We start from the raw sequence: 16,685 nt of genomic DNA on the forward strand, positions 1-16,685 counted from the left end.
CCTCCTTCATTCCACCACGAGCGATTCACCGCCCGCCTCAACCCGGTCCCCGACCCGGAGCTTCCTGCCGCGCCGCGTCTCCACCTCGCCGTTCACCCGGACTCCCCCGTCCGCGATGAGGATCTTTGCCTCGCCGCCGGAGGCGACGATATTCTCGGCCTTCAGAAAGCTGTCGAGCTTGATGTACTCGGTTTCTATTTTCATCTCGGGATAACGCTCCTTGCTGTAACAGTCCAATCTGGTTGTCTTTGTAGCACTTTTTTGCTATGAAGAGGAGATTTTTCACGCCCAAAGGAGATTCGCCATGCTCACCACTTCCGACTTCAAGCGGGGCCTCGTCATTAAGCTCGACGGCGCTCCCTGCGTCATCCTCGACGTCCACTTTCAGTCCCCCTCGGCCCGGGGCGCCAGCACCATGGTCAAGACCAAGTACCGCAACCTCCTCACCGCCCAGGTGCTGGAGAAGACCTTCCGCTCCGGCGACAAGGTTGAGGAGGCCGACTTCGAGCGCCACAAGGGGCAGTTTCTCTATGCCGACGGCGACCGGGGCATCTTCATGGACATGGAGACCTACGAACAGTTCGAGATGGACGCCGACTCCTTCGGCGCCATCCAGCCCTACCTCCTGGACGGCACCGAGGTGACCCTCGGCCTCTTCCAGGAGCGGCTGGTGAGCGTCGACCCGCCACAGGTGGTGGAGCTCACCGTCACCGACACCCCACCGGTCATCAAGAACGCCACCGCCACCGCCCAGACCAAGGAGGCCACCCTCGAAACCGGCCTGACTATCCAGGTTCCACCCTATCTGGAGGTGGGAGAGAAGATCAAGGTCGACACACGGGACTGCCGGTTCATATCCCGAGCCTGATGCGCGGAGCAGCGCAGTGAAAATTTCCAAGCCGGCACCGGGAAAACCCAAAAAGGTATTGACACAATCCGAACCAGAGGTTATAAGTTAAAGCTCTTTTCGCCCAGATAGCTCAGTCGGTAGAGCAGAGGACTGAAAATCCTCGTGTCGGCGGTTCGACTCCGTCTCTGGGCACCAGAAAAATCAAGGCTTCGTGGATTTTCCACGAAGCCTTTTTTTGTCCCTGAAATTTCCCTCTCCTTGGGAAAACAACAAAAAGAAGGGGTGGCTTTTGGCCACCCCTTCTTATTTTCACTGCATGTTTATTACTGACTTCTCCCTTAGTGCGACCCTCCGGAGAGGAAGGCGAAGAGCATCAGTACAACCAGGGAGAGACCGATGATAACCGCGCAGAAGCCGAAGGCCTTGACGATGAAGTCGTAGGCAACGCCGCTCGTCTTCTTGGCAGCGAACTGTTCGGTGATCCCCAGTTCCTCGTAGCGCTTCCACTGGTCGCCCCGCTCTTCGAGGAATTCGTGCTTCGGCATCTGTCCGTTGAAAATGACGAAGTCCATGGGGAACTTCTCGGGACGGCCGTGGGTGTTGAAGAAGTGGACCGTGAAGATGAAGCCCGTGGCAAGGAGCGCCTCGTCAGAGTGGACGATGGTGGCGACGTTGAACATCCAGCCCGGGAGGAAGCTGCCGAAGAACTCGGGGAACCAGAGCATCAGGCCCGAGCCACCGATGGCGAACATACCCCAGAAGACCGCGATGAAGTCGAATTTCTCCCAGTATGTCCACCGCTCGAAAGTCGGTTTGGGCCCGCGGAAGAGGAACCACCTGACCATGCCGGCCACGTCCTTGATGTCACGGAAGTTGGGCATGAGGGAGTCGGGGCCGAACATGCGCTGGAGCCAGTTGCCTTTGATATCCTTCCGGACGAAGAGGAAGTGGAAGGAGAGACTCAGCGAGCCGACAAAGTAAACGAAGGTAATGCCGGCACCGAGGCGGTGAATGCGAGCAGCATTGGCTGAGTGGCCGAATATGTGGTCCATCATGAACTTCGCCCACTGCTGGTCGCTGAACTTGAGGGGAAGCCCCGAAAGCGACAGGAGCAGGAAGCTGATGATCACCAGGAGGTGGAGGAATATGTGACGCTTCTTGAAGCGGCGATAGACCTTGTGGCCGTCGGGGACGTGATGCTCCTCGTGGCCCTGGATGAGTGCCTGCTGCTTTTCGCGGTTCTCCACGAAGCCCCGGAACATCCACAGAAGGGTGTGAATCCAGAACACGGCGAAGGTGCTGACAAGGAGGCCGGTCATTGCCACGAAGGTGTAGAAGAGGATCGGGTATTTCACACGGTCGTGGGAGCCGTGGGCGTAGAACTTAGTGAAGAGGGGGGTCGCCTTCGGGTGGCACTTGGCGCACGTGGCGACGAGATTCTGGGGGTTGACGCTGGAGTTGGGATCCTTGGCAGGGAGAACGCCGTGGGCGGTGTGGCAGTCGGCGCAGCCAGCAACCTTCTCGGGGAAGCCGAGGCGGTAGTTCTTGCCGTGGTAGCTTTCCATGTAGGTTTCGACGGCAACGGTGACGACGTTGTTACGCTCCATCATCTTCTCGTCGGCGTGACACTTCATGCAGACCTTGGTGTGGAACTCACGGTTCTCCTTGGACTTCGGATCACCAAGGGGCTTGATTGCATGGAGGTTGTGGCAATCGTTACAAGCCGCCGAGTCCATGTTGCCGGCAGCCACGGACTTTCCGTGGATGGAGTTGCGGTAGCCCGCCTCCTTGTCGTGGCACTGGATGCATTTGGCCACAACTTTCCGTTTATCCTTGTTCCAGTAGGTATGGGTATGGATATCGGTGTGGCAGTCGGCGCACATCACGTCCTTCTGAGCATGGACGCTGGCGTAGTGCTCGGAGTTCTCCTTCTTGTGGCAGCGCTCGCACCGAACCTTGTGGACCTTTGTTTCGCCCTTCATGTGCTTGGCGAGATCAGTAATCTCCACGTGGCAGCTTGTACAGGCGTTCTTGCCGTGGACCGACGCGGCAAATGCCGTGGCGGAAACCTTGTTGCTGTGACAGCCGAGACAGGTGGCCGGGTCAATTGCCATGCCACTTTCGGCAGCCGCTGGCCGGGCAACGGCCATGAGCAGCAGAAGTGCGGGGACCAGCCGGAAAACCTTCGACAACATGCATGCTCCTCCTTGTGAGGTATTTTTTCTTGTTTCCCGTTGAATAACAGTAAAACAAGGTATTGCCCAAGAGATCAGAGAATGTCTCGACCCACCAGATTGACTTGTTCGCCGATGCCAATCAAAACCATTTCAATGGATTAGCAAGAAGTCGAACACTTGAAAAATAAAACGATATTCTAAATATTAAAAGTCATTCAATGAATAAGTGTCAATCTCGGCGATAGTAATACCGGGGGGGGCAAAATGCAACAAAATAGTATACTTTTTTTATACATAGAGGCAATCGCAACGCCCCAAACTCGACACGACTTCATCCCTGCTGCGTCAGGAGCAGTTCCGTACCGTGACAATCCCCTCCGCGGCGGCAAATTCGAGGAATTCCGCTGCTTCTTCGCCGGGAAGGGCGAGTCGCGCGACGACATCACCGGCCCGGCGGCAGCCGTCGAGCCCTTCGAGAAGAAGGAAATAGGACTCAAGGAGCGATTCGGTGAATATGTCGTTGCCGCGGGGATAGATGACGGCCCATGAAGGGCTGGGCGAGAAGCATGCACCGATTTCCCGGAGGTCTGCGTTGCCCGCTTCCAGCAGATCGGTGATTTCATAGGAAAAGCGGGCAAGCCTCGTGGATGGAGCAAGACACATTACCTGATCGAGAATGTTCAAGCCGGCGAGGCTGCGGTCGGTGGGAAGCTCCGGTGGCGGCGCCAGAAGCGCCGCCGCATAGTGATAGTGATAATCGACCAGGTCGAGAGCCAGGGGGAGAAGGCGACGCACCCGCCGGTCAGCAAAGATGTGGGCAAGGAACGAGCGCTGCAGCAACCAGATCGCCTCGTCGCCCAGGGCCTCCTCCCGGGTTTCAAGCCCTTGGCGTTCAAGCCATCCGCCAAAGGCGTCGAGAAACTCTGCCGGCGTCAGGGAAAGAGAGGCAATGACACCGTTGAACCAGGCGACCGCCCTCCCCCGGCTATAGAAGATGTCGCAGGCCCCGGCAAGGCGGGCGGCACGTTTCATGTCCGGGGCCGGAAACGTCGGGGTGGCGACAAGCGCGTAGGGGGGCGCCGGAAGGTGGTCGAGCCCCGCCTTTGCCGCGCGGGCGGCAAGGGGGGTGCCGGGGAGAACGGCAAGGGGGAAGATGTCCAGATGGTTCGGGTAAAGGGCGAGGGCGAAGTCGAGGGATTGCCTGAAGCATGCGAGGGAATCGCCCGGGAGCCCGTAGATGAGATCAAAGCCGAAGACGGCCCCGCTTTCGTTGAGGAGTGCAACCCGCTTTTGGAAGTCGCCCGGATCGAAATGCCGCCGGATCCCCTTCAACACGGCCGGGTCGGCACTCTGGAGGCCAATCTGGAGAGAGCAGGTAATGCCGGCAAAGAGCCGGGCCATCTCCCGGTCGAGAAACTCGCTCCGCACCTCGAAGTGGAAGTGGATATGGGGGGCGCGCTTGCGGATCATCCGCAGGATCGTCTTGGCCCGCTGCGCATCGACGTTGAAGGTGGAGTCGAGGACAAACACCTGGGGGACATTGTTGCGGACGAGAAAATCAAGCTCCGCGTCGACCCGCTCCAGGGAGAACCGCCGCACCCCCTTGGTCCCCTTGTAGTCGAAGCAGTATTCGCAGGCGAAGTCGCACCCGCGGGAGAGCTGCCAGAGAAGCCCCCCGTAGCGCCCGGGCTCGATTATTTCCGACAAAAAAGGGGACGGAATGGTGTCAAGGAGCGCCACCGGCTTCTGGGGCCGGCTTGCCAGTTTTCCATCGTCAAGCCAGGCCGTCCCCGGCGCGCCACGGAAGGGACGCCCGTCGGCAAGCCGGGCCGTCACCTCGAGAAACGGCACCTCTCCCTCGCCGAGGATGAGAAAATCGTACCCCCCCCCGGTGAGCGTTTCGAGAGGGTCTGCGGTTGCCTGGGGGCCGCCGGCGAAGATGGTGATGCCGGGACGCTTCCGCCGAAGCTCCGCTGCAACCCGCGCCGATTCCTCGGTGTTCCAGAGATAGAGGGAAAAGCCGACCGCATCGGGCTCGTGGGCAAGGACCTCGGCGGCACAGACGTCGGCTGGCGTTGAACGCAAAAAATCGCAGAGCGTGACTGCAACGCGGGCGGCAAGCTCCTCGTCGGTGCCGAGGTATGCCTTCAGGAACGCGTTGGCGAGAGGGACGGCCTGGGGAGAGGGGGCTGGGTGGATGGCGGCAAGGACGACCTTCACGGACTCCTCCAGGGGTAAAATGAAACCACTCCGCCGGGAATGGCATGACGGTGGTGATCAGGGTGTTCGACGGGGCCTGGCCTTGATCTTGGGGACGCCGTTTTCGATGACGATGCGGAATTCCACCCGATCGGTGCCGTATTTGGCCGCGATCGCCGGCTTCTGCTTTTCAATGGCGGAGGCGACCATTTCCCTGGTCACCGTCTCGACGGGGAGGTTGCAGGAGCGGCGCGCCTCGATGTACTGGCGATAGAGCTCGTCGGTTTCGTCGCGGGGAGGTGGCGGAGAGGCGCCATTCTCGGCTGTTTGGGCGGGACGTTCGTGCATGGCCATGCGGAACCGGTCCCGGGAGTACTTTCCCTCCTCCATGAGCCGCAGGGTCCGGTTCCAGTACTGCCGGTAGGAACCCAGCTTCGCCACGAGGGAGTTGTACTTGAAGTTCAGCATGGTGTTGACGATTTTCACGCTGACGTACTTGCGCGCCAGTCGGTCGACCGTTTCCTGCAGGCGCAGGGGTTCCCGCTTCTCAAGGCCGAGGAAGTACTGCTCGTACTTGATGATCAGCTCATTGAGGCACTGCTCGAACTGGGCTATGTCTTCAGGAATTCCCATAGGTTCTCCGGGATCGACTATAGACAGAAACCCCCCTCTGTGTAAAGACGAAAGCTTCCCGCTGCATCCGTCTATTCGCTTGACGTCCGCGCGGGGCATCGTATAGAGTAAATGGTTTCAAATCCAATGATTTCCCCTCAAAGGAGGGCCGCCATGGGCGATCTTGCGGCGATAATCCTTGCCGCCGGCAAGGGAACGAGAATGAAATCCGATCTGGTCAAGGTGATGCATCCCCTGGCCGGCGCACCGATGGTCGCGTGGCCAGTGGAGGCGGCCCGGCAGGCGGGGACGTCCCGCATGGTGCTGGTGGTCGGCCACCAGGCGGACACCATTCGTGAGCACTTCGCAGGAACAGAACAGGTGGCCTTTGCCCTCCAGGAGGAACAACTCGGCACCGGTCACGCCGTGGCCAGCGCCGCCGCGGCCCTCGGCGGCTTTACGGGGAGAGTCCTCATCCTCTGCGGCGACGTCCCCCTCATCCGGCCCGAGACGCTCCGGGGGATGATCGACGCCCACGGGGCCACCGGCGCGGCCCTCACGGTCCTCACCACGCGTCTTGAGAATCCCTTCGGCTACGGCCGGATCATCCGCGGCTTTGACGGCAGGGTCATCCGGATCGTCGAGGAGAAGGATGCGACTCCCGAGGAGCGGGGCCGCAGAGAGGTGAACGCCGGCATCTACTGCGCCGACGCCGCGTTCCTCTTTGGCGCGGTCACGCGGATCGGCAACGACAACGCCCAGGGGGAATACTACCTCACCGACATCGTAACCATGGCCAACGAGCAGGGGCTCCGCTGCACCGCCCATGCCGTGGCCGACCCGGTGGAGGTCATGGGGGTGAACGACCGGGCCCAACTTGCCGAAGCGGGGCGGTTTGCCCGGCAGCGGATCAACCGGGAGCTCATGCTCGACGGAGTGACCATCGTGGACCCGGCCGCCACCTACATCGACCGGGGGGCTGTCGTGGGGCGCGACACCACGGTCCACCCGGGAGTCCACCTCTCCGGCGAGACCCGGATCGGCGAAGGGTGCACCATCGAACAGGGGGCCGTCATCAAGGGGAGCACCCTCGGCAACGGCTGCGTCGTGGAACCGGGGGCCGTCATCCGGAGCTGCCGCCTCGGGAGCCGCGTGATGGTGAAGGCCGGCTCCGTCATGGAGGATGCGATCATCCACGACCAGACGGCCATCGGCCCCATGGCGCACCTCAGGCCCGGAACCGAGCTCATGGCCCACGTGAAGATCGGCAACTTCGTGGAAACCAAGAAAATCACCATGGGCGAAGGCTCCAAGGCCTCCCACCTCACCTACCTGGGTGACGCCTCCATCGGCAGCAACGTCAACGTTGGATGCGGCACCATTACCTGCAACTACGACGGAGTGCGCAAGCACCGCACCGTCATCGAGGACGACGTCTTCGTGGGAAGCGACGTCCAGTTCGTGGCGCCCGTCACCATCGGGCGGAACTCCCTCATCGCCGCCGGCACCACGGTGACCCGGGACGTCCCCCCCGACTCCCTGGCCATCGCCCGGGCCCCCCAGGTGAACAAGGACGGGTGGAAACTCAAACAGCGGGACCAGTGACCCCTTTATACCCATTTCTAACGGAGATTGAGACTATGTGCGGAATCGTCGGCTATATCGGCGCCCAGGAGGCGACACCCATCATCCTCGACGGACTCAAACGCCTTGAGTACCGGGGATACGACTCCGCCGGGGTCTGCACCCTCGACGCCGGCCGGGCCGAGGTGCGGCGGAGCGAAGGGAAGCTCTTCAACCTGGAGCGTCTCGTGGCGGCCCAGCCCCTGCTGGGGCGGATCGGCATCGGCCACACCCGCTGGGCCACTCACGGCAGGCCCTCGGAGATCAACGCCCATCCCCACCAGGCGGGCTCCATCATCGTGGTCCACAACGGCATCATCGAAAACTATCTGGAGTTGCGGGAACGGTTGAGGGGGATCGGTCGGGAGTTTTTGAGCGAAACCGACACGGAGGTGATCTCCCACCTCATCGACGAGAAGTATGGTGCCTGCGGCGACTTCGAGCGCGCCACCCGGCAGGCCCTGGCTGAGCTGCGGGGGGCCTACGCCGTCTGCGTCCTCTGCGAGAAGGAGCCGGGGATCCTCATCGCCGCCAAGCAGGGCTCCCCCATGGTGGTGGGGCTCGGCGTGGGCGAGTTCTTCGTGGCCTCGGACATCCCCGCCATCCTCTCCCACACCCGGGAAATGGTCTTCCTCGATGACGGCGAAATGGTCGTCTTCCGCGACGGCACCCCCTCCTTCAGCCGGGTGAGCGGCGAGCCCCTGGAAAAGGCCTCGCGCCATATCGACTGGTCTCCCCTTATGGCCGAGAAGGGGGGGTACAAGCACTTCATGCTCAAGGAAATCTTCGAGCAGCCCCGGGCAGTCCGCGACACCATCGCCGGCCGGCTCCGGGAGGAGCAGGGGGACGTCTACCTCGAAGACCTGAAGCTCACCGACGAGGAGCTCAGGGGCATCGACCGGATCTGCATCATCGCCTGCGGCACCTCGTGGCACGCGGCCCTCGTAGGGAAGTTCCTCCTGGAAGAGCACTGCCGCCTCCCGGTGGAGGTGGACATAGCCTCCGAATTCCGCTACCGCAACCCGGTGGTGAACGACCGGACCCTCATGGTTCTCATCTCTCAATCGGGAGAGACCGCCGACACCCTGGCCGCCATGCGCGAAGGGAAGGCGCGGGGAGCGAAAAACATCGCCATCTGCAACGTGGTCGACTCCTCCATTGCCCGTGAGGCGGCCGGGGTCGTTTACACCCACGCGGGACCCGAGATCGGCGTCGCCTCCACCAAAGCCTTCGTCACCCAGTTGGTGGCCCTCTACCTCTTCACCATCCGGCTCGGTCGGGCACTGGGAACCATGGATCAGGCCAAGGGGCGCGCCATGATCGGCGAGCTCGTGAAGATCCCCGCCCTCATCGAGAAGACCCTGGAGATGAACGACACGGTGGAGAAGGTGGCCCGCCGCTACATGAACGCCCGGGATTTCCTCTATCTGGGACGCGGGATCTGCTACCCCATCGCCCTGGAAGGGGCCCTGAAACTCAAGGAGATTTCCTACATCCACGCCGAGGGATACCCCGCTGGGGAGATGAAGCACGGCCCCATCGCCCTCATCGACGAAAACATGCCGGTGGTGGTTCTCGTGCCGAAGAACTCCACCTACGAGAAGGTTCTCTCCAACATGGAAGAGGTCATTGCCCGGGGGGGAAGGGTCATCGCCATTTGCTCCGCCGGCGACGACGGCGTTACCCGGAAGGCTGAGGAGACCCTCGAAGTCCCCTCAGACGGCGAGGAACTGGCAACGATCCTCTTGTCGGTCCCGCTCCAACTCCTGGCGTACCACGTGGCGGTCCTCAAGGGGACCGACGTGGATCAGCCCCGGAACCTGGCCAAGAGCGTGACCGTAGAATAGCGGTTTTGCCTACTAGAAGCAGCCAAGCTGGCACTGCCGGATCTTATACCTCTTGATATTGGCGGCGTTAGCGACGGACATCGGCTTTACGTTCAGTTCGTTGGCGAGGGCGAAGACGTTGGCGCAGGTGAGCGCCCCCTTTTTCTCAAGATCTTCGACGCGGCTGGAGACCTCTTCGCTGACCGGTTCTGTCGCCGAGCCCAGGTGCGAAGTCTTGGACACCGCGAAGCAGGCGAGTTGGCAGTCTGTCACGCGGATGCCGAGCCTGTCGATCATCGCCCCCACATCAAGGCGGGAAACCCCCACGTTGCCGGCCACCTTCCAGCCTGCCGGACAACTCACGTATCCATCTTTCACGGCCGCTTTCACGGCCTTTTCCAACTGTGCCAGGACTTCTTCGGAGAGATTACTCGGGTTTTCCGGCAGCGTGATCCTGCCGCTCTTTTTCTTTCGGTCTGCATCACAAAAATCGCGCATGGCAGTCCTCCTATAAAAGAAATCTACTCCTCGTGCTTGTAACGTGTTGATTTACGCTTTCCGCGGCGTACTCTTCTGCAGGATCTCAAGCCACTCCTCAATAAAGAGGTCGAGGTACTCTCGGCTGATGGCGCTGGAATGGGGCGTGATCAGGACGTTATGGTGCCCCCAGAGAGGCGAGGAGGCCGGCAGCGGCTCTTCGGCAAAGACATCCAGACCGGCGCCTGCCAGGCGGCCATTCTCCAGGGCGGCCACAAGGTCTTCCTCCCTGTAGCAGTTCCCTCGACCCAGGTTGTAAAGGTAGGCTCCCGGCTTCATGGCATTGAAGTGTCGTGCCGTGAAAATCCCATCGGTTGCCGTCCCGCCAGGCAGCAGCAGAACCACGTGATCGGCGTCAGGCAACGCCTCCTCCATCGTGTCAAAGGAGATCACCCTGTCGACACAAGGGCTCCCCGCAAAGGATTCCGGGTTGCGCTTGATCCCGGTTACGTGCGCACCAAAGGCCTTGAGCAGCTCCGCCATGGACTGCCCCAGCGCCCCCAAGCCTACGATCATGACCCGCTGGCTGAAGAGGCCGACACAACCGCTGTAGTCCTGACGCCCCCACATCCGGCGGCCCTGATCATCAAGCGACTTGCCCAGGCGCCGGTTGAAATAGAGCATCATGGAGAGAAGACTCTCGCGCATGATACGGCCGTGGAAGCTGCCATGACAGGTCATCACCTTCCCTGACGGGTCTGCCGCAACCCAGTCGCGTCCGGCGGCAGGGGTGAAGAGCGCCTTAAGCCGGGGAGCGGCTGCATACCACTCGGGTTTGAACACCCACACCAGGGCGTATTCGGCATCGGGAAGCCGTTCCATGAAGTCGCTGTCACTCGCTGCGACGGTAATGTCTACTTCCGGGAGAGATTGGCGTATCTGTTCGACGTGCCGTGGCTTCAGGGTGAAGGCGTCAATGTTGTTGTGCAGATGAATAAGGAGATTGCTGATCTTCATGGGTACGTTTCGCTTTCGGGAACCGTTGGTCTTAGCAATGCGTTACGGGAGTGACGACTATATTGATTCTGGCAGGTGTGGTCAATCTGCTGCGGCAAACCAGTACCCTCTTGTTTTCTCGGAGATATATGTGCCCTCCCCCTCGTGCGTTACCGCAAGTGCCGCACTGCCCGCGTAAGCCCTTCCAGCGTGAGGGGGAACATGGGAAAGAGACCTCCCACCACGGGAACGGTCTCGTAGTGCATCCAGGAATTCTCGGGGAGCGGGTTTATCCAGGCCCGGCGGCCGAAAGCGTCGGCAAGCTGGCGGAGCCAATCCAGGCCGGACATGGTGCCGACACGATACCGCTCCAGGATGCCGGAGGGGCTCATCAGTTCGTAGGGGGCCATGGCCCCGTCGCCCACGATAATGAGTCGATGCTCCTTACCGTACTCCCTGATCACCTCGGCCGTGGGGATGGATTCGTCGGAATCGAGGTCGGTATAGAGGTTCTCGTAGACGCAGTTATGGAAGTAGAAGGCACGGAAATCCCTGAAATGGTTGAGCCCGTGGGCCGCGGAAAAGAGCCGTTCCGTCAGGGCCCGGAACGGCTCCATGGAACCACCCGAATCCATAACCAGTAGCACTCGCACCTGGTTCTCCCGCTCGCGGGCAAAAACCAGGTCGATCTCCCCGGCATTCCTGCAGGTCTTGTCGATGGTCCCCTCAAGGTCGAGACGCTCCACGGCACCGCATTCCCTCAAATCCCGCAGACGCTTCAGTGCCACGCCGATCTGGCGCACATCCAGGGTCAGATCGTTGCGCAGGTTGCGGTAGCGCCGGCCAAAGGCCTGGAGCACGGCCCTCCCCCCGCCCCCCTCGGCGGCAAAGGATATCCCGGAGGGATGGCTGCCGCCAGCGCCGAAGGGGCTCGTCCCACCGGTGCCGATCCACTTTTTCCCGCCGTGGTGGGCCCCGTCCTGGGTGCGGAGCCGCTCTTCCAGCTGCCGCAGCAGTTCGTCCAGGGAAAGCGCTTCCAGGCGGGCCAGCTCTTCGTCTGAAAGACGCCGCGGAGCCTGCGCATCCCGGAGCCATTCCAGGACCTTCTTCCTGGTGGCAAGATCTTCGGGGAGCGGCGCATCCTTGAAGCAGTGGGCAAAGGCCTGGTCAAAGGCGTCGTAGTGGGCGACGTCCTTCACGAGGAGGCTGCGGGAGAGGTAATAGAAGTCCTCGAGGCTCTGGTTGTGGAGCCCCTTGGCGAGCCCCTCCAGCAGGGTAAGCCACTCGGTGAGGCTCACCGGCACCTTGAGCGCCCGCAGGGAGTGGTAGAGAGCCAGAAACATCAGCGGAAGAAGCGGCGGCCCGCGGTGCGGACATCGGCCGACCGGCTGGCGTGGTGGGCAAGGATGTCGGCGTCCTCCTGCATCTTGACGAGGGCGCCCAGAAACGGCACGGACTGGAGCGCGGGAGGCTCCTCGTCCGGCAGCCGGGCGCCGCTGGCCAGCAGCACCCGGATCCAGTCCAGCAGTTCCGAGGTGGAAGGGCGCTTGCGCAATCCCGGCACCTCGCGCAGACCGTAGAAGACCTTACAGGCACTCCTCATGAGCTCGGCGGGAAGGTCGGGAAAGTGGACATCGATGATGGCGCGCATCTGTGCCTCGTCCGGAAAGTCGATGTAGTGGAAGACACAGCGGCGCAGGAACGCGTCGGGAAGCTCCTTCTCCGAGTTCGATGTGACGATCACCACCGGACGATGGGCGGCCGACACCCATTCATCGGTCTCCTGCACGTGGAAACGCATCTCGTCCAGCTCGAACAGCAGGTCATTGGGAAACTCTATGTCTGCCTTGTCCACTTCGTCGATGAGGAGCACCACCCGCTCCGGGCTCCCGAAGGCCCTTCCCAGGGGGCCGAGCTTGATGTAGTGGCGGATGTCCCGGACGTCTCCGTCGCCGAAGCGGGCATCATTCAGGCGCTGGACCGTGTCGTAGGTATAGAGGCCGTCGCGGGCCTTTGTGGTGGACTTCACGTTCCACAGGATGATCTCCATCCCCAAGGCCTTGGCGATGTGGTCGGCAAGAAGCGTTTTTCCCGTGCCCGGCTCCCCCTTGAGCAAAAGCGGCCGCTCCAGGGCAATGGCCACGTTGACCACGTCCTGGAGCGCCCTGGAGGCGACGTACCCCTCGGTACCGCAAAATTGATGGAACGGGAGATTGCTCATGGTGCTCTCCTTGATTGGCTATTCTTGCGATTGTTGCTGTCGTATTTTAATATAAAGGTACCATTTTACCATTTTTCTGTCAACAAACTGCGGTTGTCTGTCGGCCTCCGCAAATCACAGCGAGAATTCGGCTAACAAGGACTGTCAAAAGAAGTCGCGTGTCGATTGACCTGCAGGGTTACGGTAAAGGTGGCTCCCTTTCCCGGTTCACTTTCCAGCGTGATCGCACCGCCATGGGCATCGATGATCGCTTTGGCTATACTGAGGCCGAGCCCGGTGCCGTCGGAGCTTCGTGCAGTGTCGGCCCGGTAGAATCGGTCGAATATCCGTGCCTGATCCTCCTTCCCTATGCCGACGCCGGTGTCTTTTATGGAGACAACCGCTTGCGCGCCGCTCCCGGAGGCGGTGAGCTCCAGCACGCCGTTTTCCCTGTTATATTTCACGCCGTTTTCGAGGATGTTGAGAAACGCTTCCGTCAAGCTCTCGCTGTTTCCCCGGATGGCGACGTCGTCTCCCAGTGCTGCGATAATCTGAAGGTGTCTCTTCTCGGCAAAAGGCTTCGTCATTTCCAGCGCTCTCCCTAGACAGGCGTTGAGGGATACGACCGCAAATCCCTGCGAAAAGACACCTGAGTCAAGGCGGGCGAGGGAGAGAAGGTCCCTCACTGTCATACTGATAGTATCGGAGACCGTCCTGATGGTCTGTATGGCATCAACGTACTCTTCCGGCGTCCGCTCCCTTTGCAGCACCACGTCACACTGGACCTTGATCACCGAAACCGGGGTCTTGAGCTCATGGGAGGCATCCGCGATCAGGCGCTTCTCGCTCTCGAACACCTTTTGCAGCCGATCGAGCATCCTGTTGAATGAGCCGGCCAGTCCTGCCAGCTCACTGGTCTCCGATTCGGCATCGATCCTTTCCCCCAGGTTTTTATGGGTGATGGTCTCGATCCTGCCGGAAAATATCGCGAGGGGGGCCAGCGACTGCCGTGCTATCCACAGGCAGATGAGAGAGGCGATCACGATCCCCGAAGGGATGACCAGAAGGAGAAAGCGTCTGAAGGTGCTGATCATGTCCAGGCTGTCGCTGAGGCTCTCCGCCACAAAGACGGTGAACGTCATGCCAAAGGCGCTGAAATCGTGCCGAAGCACCCGAATCGGCTCGCCGGCAGGCCCCACGGAGGTAGAGATATCTTCTCCGAGTTCTTCGGCAGAAGGTTCAGGTGCCCCGGCGCCAAGATCGAAGCTGTCGTTAACCAAGGAAGGCGATGCGGCGAGGAGCTTCCCGTTCATCATCACCTTGAAGTAGTGCCCGGACCGCGGGATGGAATATTCCCCTGAAACAACCTCCTCTAATTCCAGTTCAATGGTGTGGTCCTCCTCATGGAGGAGCCCGGTAATCACCTGTGCTTTGGAGTGAAGGGTCCTGTCAACCGCGCCGATGACGATCTCGTTTACCTCGCGGTAGATGAAGACGCCGACCGCGATGAACAACAGAGACGTAAACGTGATAATCGAGAGGAAGAGTCTTCCTTGTATGGAGTTCGGCATCCCTCTCATGCATCGCCTTTCAGGATGTAGCCCGCGCCCCGCACCGTGTGGATGAGCTGCCGGTCAAACCCTTTGTCCAGCTTGTTTCGCAGGTGATTCACATAGACGTCGATGACGTTGCTGTCGCGGTCGAAGTCCGTATCATAGATATGCTCCGTAAGTTCAGTCCTGCTGATTACCCTGCCGCTGTTCAGCGCCAGGTATTCAAGAAGATTGTATTCGGTGGCGGACAGGCGGATCTCTCTCCCGCCGCGGCATACGCTCCGGGAGTTCATGTCCAGCGAGAGATCGTCTATCGCAACAAGGGGGGAGGATTTTCCCTTGCTCCTCCTGATCACCGATTTCAGCCGCGCCAGGAGTTCATGAAAGTCGAAGGGCTTCACAATGTAATCATCCGCGCCGAAATTGAGCCCCTTTATCCTGCTCTCGATCTCCCCCCGGGCGGTGATCAGGAGGACCGGCACCTCGCTTTTCTTCGACCGCAATGCGTTCAGGATCGAAAGACCGTCCATGACCGGGAGCATGATGTCGAGCAGCACCGCGTCGTAGGGATAGTTCTCGGCCATGTACAACCCTTCTTCGCCGTCGCCGGCCAGGTCGACGATGAAGGCGTTTTCCTCGAGCCCCTTTTTCAGAATCCCAGCCATTCTCTTTTCGTCTTCGATAATGAGGATTTTCATCTCGCTCCACCGTCCGGGTCAGAGGCCATTATTTCCTTTCATTCTACCAGAGGGACCGGAGAGGGCCATTCTCCCAACCCTCGGGGAGCCCCCCTTCCTCCGGTCTCTGGCCTTCAGGGGACGCCACTCTCCGCTTGGTTGACGCGGGCATCGCCGGGAAATGGGGCGCCCTGAGGCTCCTTCAGGAAGAGCATTTTGCGCCAGAGATGACGTCCGCGCAGGGCATGCACGATGACGGCTCCCCCATGCATCGAGAGAAAGATAGGAATGAGGAACTGGCCGGTTTCGTGGACTTCCTTCACGGCGTGGATGAGTCCGGTCGCCTTCTGTCCCGGCACAAGGGTGAAAAAGAGAAAGCCGCCGCTCAGCGCCAATAGCAAAAATACCAGGAGGCCGAGTGTCTGCACCAGGCCGGCCAAACCTTCATGGAGCGGCCGTTCCGGCAGGCGCAGCCTCAAGAGCCCCATGATGTCTTCCCGCACGCACTGGAGCCTTTCCTTCGTATAGGGGACCCACTGGGTGAACCGGAGATGCCGGGGACCCCACATACCCAGCAACACGCGCAGAAGAATGAAGCTGGCCAACCCCATGCCGATCCAGCTGTGGAGCGTGAATCCCGTGTGTTCCGCCTTCTTGTAATCGTCGGCCAGGCTGCCGGTGAGCCAAGCTGCAATGCCGAATGACGCAAGCCCCAGGTGAACCGCGATGGCGAAAACGCTGAGAGGGACTTCAGCCGCATATTCCTTGGTAGTTGCCATGGCCGTGCCTCCTTGAGAGAACAGTTGCCGGTGATGTGTTCCTTTTCAGACAGGGGAGCGTTGCCGGGGCAAGGGAGACCCGCCCCGGCTTGCTTCTCGCCTACCGCTTGCCCCTTTTCACCTCGATCTTGCGGGCGGAAAATGTGTTGTCGACACGGCGCCCTTCCACCTCCACATAGGCGCCCACCTCAGCCTTGCCATGCTTTTCCTTGATGACGGTATCCCTTGACACCAGTATTTCCTCGCCGTTCACGATCCATTTTCCATCCTTGCCCGCCGCGAGCGTTTCGATTGTCCCGAGGATTTTTCGTTCCTCCCTGCCGTCCCTCTTCACTTCGACCGTGTGGGCATTCAGCATCTTCCCGTTCAAGGTCCCATCCACCTCCACGTAGGCCCCCACGTCTGCCTTTCCATGCTTCTCCTTTACGATGGTTGCTTTTGTTACGTTGACCTCCCTGCCGTTCACGTTCCAGACGCCGATCATCCCGCCGGGGAGGCTTCTGACCGTTCCATAAATCGTGCTTTCGTACTGCCCAGCCCGCTCATCATATTCTTTCCCTTCGCGCCTTCCATGATCGCCGGCGAATGCAACTCCTGTCGCCAGCGCCACGAACAATCCCAGTGCCACGGTGATGATGAAATCCTTCATAGTCTATTCTCCTCTCCCGGCGGTTTGACTCCGGTCGTGCCTCCCGACCTTCAATTTCCCCATGCTC

Annotated in this window: 15 protein-coding genes and 1 tRNA gene; 4 read left to right on the top strand and 12 right to left on the bottom strand. The window is 60.6% G+C overall.

Going from position 1 to position 16,685, the window contains the following annotated elements; genetic code table 11:
• Positions 1-6: 6 nt before the first annotated feature.
• Positions 7-204 carry a S4 domain-containing protein YaaA gene (gene yaaA / locus KI811_RS08520; RefSeq protein WP_214186051.1) on the bottom strand — a complete coding sequence of 66 codons (198 nt, stop codon included), beginning with the start codon at positions 202-204 and terminating at the stop codon, positions 7-9.
• A gap of 100 nt (positions 205-304) precedes the next feature.
• On the opposite strand from yaaA, the gene KI811_RS08525 reads away from it, so the two are divergent.
• Both KI811_RS08525 and KI811_RS08530 read left to right on the top strand, forming a co-directional pair.
• The gene (locus KI811_RS08525; RefSeq protein ID WP_214186052.1) at positions 305-868 is read left to right on the top strand and encodes an elongation factor P; all 564 of its coding nucleotides are present in this window, start codon (positions 305-307) and stop codon (positions 866-868) included.
• A 101-nt stretch (positions 869-969) separates the two neighbouring features.
• Positions 970-1,045, top strand: a tRNA-Phe gene (locus tag KI811_RS08530).
• A gap of 143 nt (positions 1,046-1,188) precedes the next feature.
• Here the strand turns inward: KI811_RS08530 and KI811_RS08535 are convergent.
• From KI811_RS08535 to KI811_RS08545, 3 genes are all read right to left on the bottom strand, one after another.
• On the bottom strand, positions 1,189-3,045 hold the full coding sequence (locus KI811_RS08535) for a cytochrome c3 family protein (protein WP_214186053.1): 1,857 nt from the start codon (positions 3,043-3,045) through the stop codon (positions 1,189-1,191).
• A gap of 327 nt (positions 3,046-3,372) precedes the next feature.
• On the bottom strand, positions 3,373-5,247 hold the full coding sequence (locus KI811_RS08540) for a B12-binding domain-containing radical SAM protein (protein ID WP_214186054.1): 1,875 nt from the start codon (positions 5,245-5,247) through the stop codon (positions 3,373-3,375).
• A gap of 57 nt (positions 5,248-5,304) precedes the next feature.
• Positions 5,305-5,859 (bottom strand): MXAN_5187 C-terminal domain-containing protein, encoded by a 555-nt coding sequence (locus tag KI811_RS08545; protein ID WP_214186055.1) that lies wholly within the window; start codon positions 5,857-5,859, stop codon positions 5,305-5,307.
• A gap of 153 nt (positions 5,860-6,012) precedes the next feature.
• Between KI811_RS08545 and glmU the strand changes: the two genes are divergently transcribed.
• Positions 6,013-7,443, top strand: coding sequence for a bifunctional UDP-N-acetylglucosamine diphosphorylase/glucosamine-1-phosphate N-acetyltransferase GlmU (gene glmU, locus KI811_RS08550; RefSeq protein WP_214186056.1), 1,431 nt, complete (start codon positions 6,013-6,015; stop codon positions 7,441-7,443).
• A 35-nt stretch (positions 7,444-7,478) separates the two neighbouring features.
• Entirely contained in the window at positions 7,479-9,308 is a 1,830-nt protein-coding gene (gene glmS / locus KI811_RS08555; protein ID WP_214186057.1) for a glutamine--fructose-6-phosphate transaminase (isomerizing), read from the top strand.
• A 12-nt stretch (positions 9,309-9,320) separates the two neighbouring features.
• Here glmS and KI811_RS08560 read toward each other — a convergent pair whose 3' ends face one another.
• From KI811_RS08560 to KI811_RS08595, 8 genes are all read right to left on the bottom strand, one after another.
• Positions 9,321-9,785, bottom strand: a complete 465-nt coding sequence (locus tag KI811_RS08560) for a hypothetical protein (protein ID WP_214186058.1) — start codon at positions 9,783-9,785, stop codon at positions 9,321-9,323.
• Positions 9,786-9,836: 51 nt separating this feature from the next.
• Positions 9,837-10,781, bottom strand: coding sequence for a D-2-hydroxyacid dehydrogenase (locus KI811_RS08565; protein ID WP_214186059.1), 945 nt, complete (start codon positions 10,779-10,781; stop codon positions 9,837-9,839).
• A 149-nt stretch (positions 10,782-10,930) separates the two neighbouring features.
• The gene (locus KI811_RS08570; protein WP_214186060.1) at positions 10,931-12,103 is read right to left on the bottom strand and encodes a vWA domain-containing protein; all 1,173 of its coding nucleotides are present in this window, start codon (positions 12,101-12,103) and stop codon (positions 10,931-10,933) included.
• On the bottom strand, positions 12,103-12,981 hold the full coding sequence (locus KI811_RS08575) for an AAA family ATPase (RefSeq protein ID WP_214186061.1): 879 nt from the start codon (positions 12,979-12,981) through the stop codon (positions 12,103-12,105). The genes KI811_RS08570 and KI811_RS08575 overlap by 1 nt, the downstream gene beginning before the upstream one ends.
• Positions 12,982-13,112: 131 nt before the next feature.
• Positions 13,113-14,531, bottom strand: coding sequence for a sensor histidine kinase (locus KI811_RS08580; RefSeq protein WP_246551582.1), 1,419 nt, complete (start codon positions 14,529-14,531; stop codon positions 13,113-13,115).
• A gap of 5 nt (positions 14,532-14,536) precedes the next feature.
• Positions 14,537-15,211: a response regulator gene (locus tag KI811_RS08585; protein WP_214186063.1), complete on the bottom strand. Its 675-nt coding sequence runs from the start codon at positions 15,209-15,211 to the stop codon at positions 14,537-14,539.
• A gap of 113 nt (positions 15,212-15,324) precedes the next feature.
• On the bottom strand, positions 15,325-15,969 hold the full coding sequence (locus KI811_RS08590) for a cytochrome b/b6 domain-containing protein (protein WP_214186064.1): 645 nt from the start codon (positions 15,967-15,969) through the stop codon (positions 15,325-15,327).
• 100 nt (positions 15,970-16,069) lie between these two features.
• Positions 16,070-16,618, bottom strand: a complete 549-nt coding sequence (locus KI811_RS08595; RefSeq protein WP_246551583.1) for a DUF5666 domain-containing protein — start codon at positions 16,616-16,618, stop codon at positions 16,070-16,072.
• Positions 16,619-16,685 lie beyond the last annotated feature (67 nt).

Origin of the sequence: Geobacter hydrogenophilus (assembly GCF_018501225.1) — a bacterium.
Lineage (GTDB): Bacteria > Desulfobacterota > Desulfuromonadia > Geobacterales > Geobacteraceae > Geobacter > Geobacter hydrogenophilus.

What these genes read in the sequence shown, in the direction of transcription:
- yaaA (WP_214186051.1), bottom strand. Translation starts at nt 204, where the DNA reads ATGAAAATAGAAACCGAGTACATCAAGCTCGACAGCTTTCTGAAGGCC.
- KI811_RS08525 (WP_214186052.1), top strand. Translation starts at nt 305, where the DNA reads ATGCTCACCACTTCCGACTTCAAGCGGGGCCTCGTCATTAAGCTCGAC.
- KI811_RS08535 (WP_214186053.1), bottom strand. Translation starts at nt 3,045, where the DNA reads ATGTTGTCGAAGGTTTTCCGGCTGGTCCCCGCACTTCTGCTGCTCATG.
- KI811_RS08545 (WP_214186055.1), bottom strand. Translation starts at nt 5,859, where the DNA reads ATGGGAATTCCTGAAGACATAGCCCAGTTCGAGCAGTGCCTCAATGAG.
- glmU (WP_214186056.1), top strand. Translation starts at nt 6,013, where the DNA reads ATGGGCGATCTTGCGGCGATAATCCTTGCCGCCGGCAAGGGAACGAGA.
- glmS (WP_214186057.1), top strand. Translation starts at nt 7,479, where the DNA reads ATGTGCGGAATCGTCGGCTATATCGGCGCCCAGGAGGCGACACCCATC.
- KI811_RS08560 (WP_214186058.1), bottom strand. Translation starts at nt 9,785, where the DNA reads ATGCGCGATTTTTGTGATGCAGACCGAAAGAAAAAGAGCGGCAGGATC.
- KI811_RS08565 (WP_214186059.1), bottom strand. Translation starts at nt 10,781, where the DNA reads ATGAAGATCAGCAATCTCCTTATTCATCTGCACAACAACATTGACGCC.
- KI811_RS08570 (WP_214186060.1), bottom strand. Translation starts at nt 12,103, where the DNA reads ATGTTTCTGGCTCTCTACCACTCCCTGCGGGCGCTCAAGGTGCCGGTG.
- KI811_RS08575 (WP_214186061.1), bottom strand. Translation starts at nt 12,981, where the DNA reads ATGAGCAATCTCCCGTTCCATCAATTTTGCGGTACCGAGGGGTACGTC.
- KI811_RS08580 (WP_246551582.1), bottom strand. Translation starts at nt 14,531, where the DNA reads ATGCCGAACTCCATACAAGGAAGACTCTTCCTCTCGATTATCACGTTT.
- KI811_RS08585 (WP_214186063.1), bottom strand. Translation starts at nt 15,211, where the DNA reads ATGAAAATCCTCATTATCGAAGACGAAAAGAGAATGGCTGGGATTCTG.
- KI811_RS08590 (WP_214186064.1), bottom strand. Translation starts at nt 15,969, where the DNA reads ATGGCAACTACCAAGGAATATGCGGCTGAAGTCCCTCTCAGCGTTTTC.
- KI811_RS08595 (WP_246551583.1), bottom strand. Translation starts at nt 16,618, where the DNA reads ATGAAGGATTTCATCATCACCGTGGCACTGGGATTGTTCGTGGCGCTG.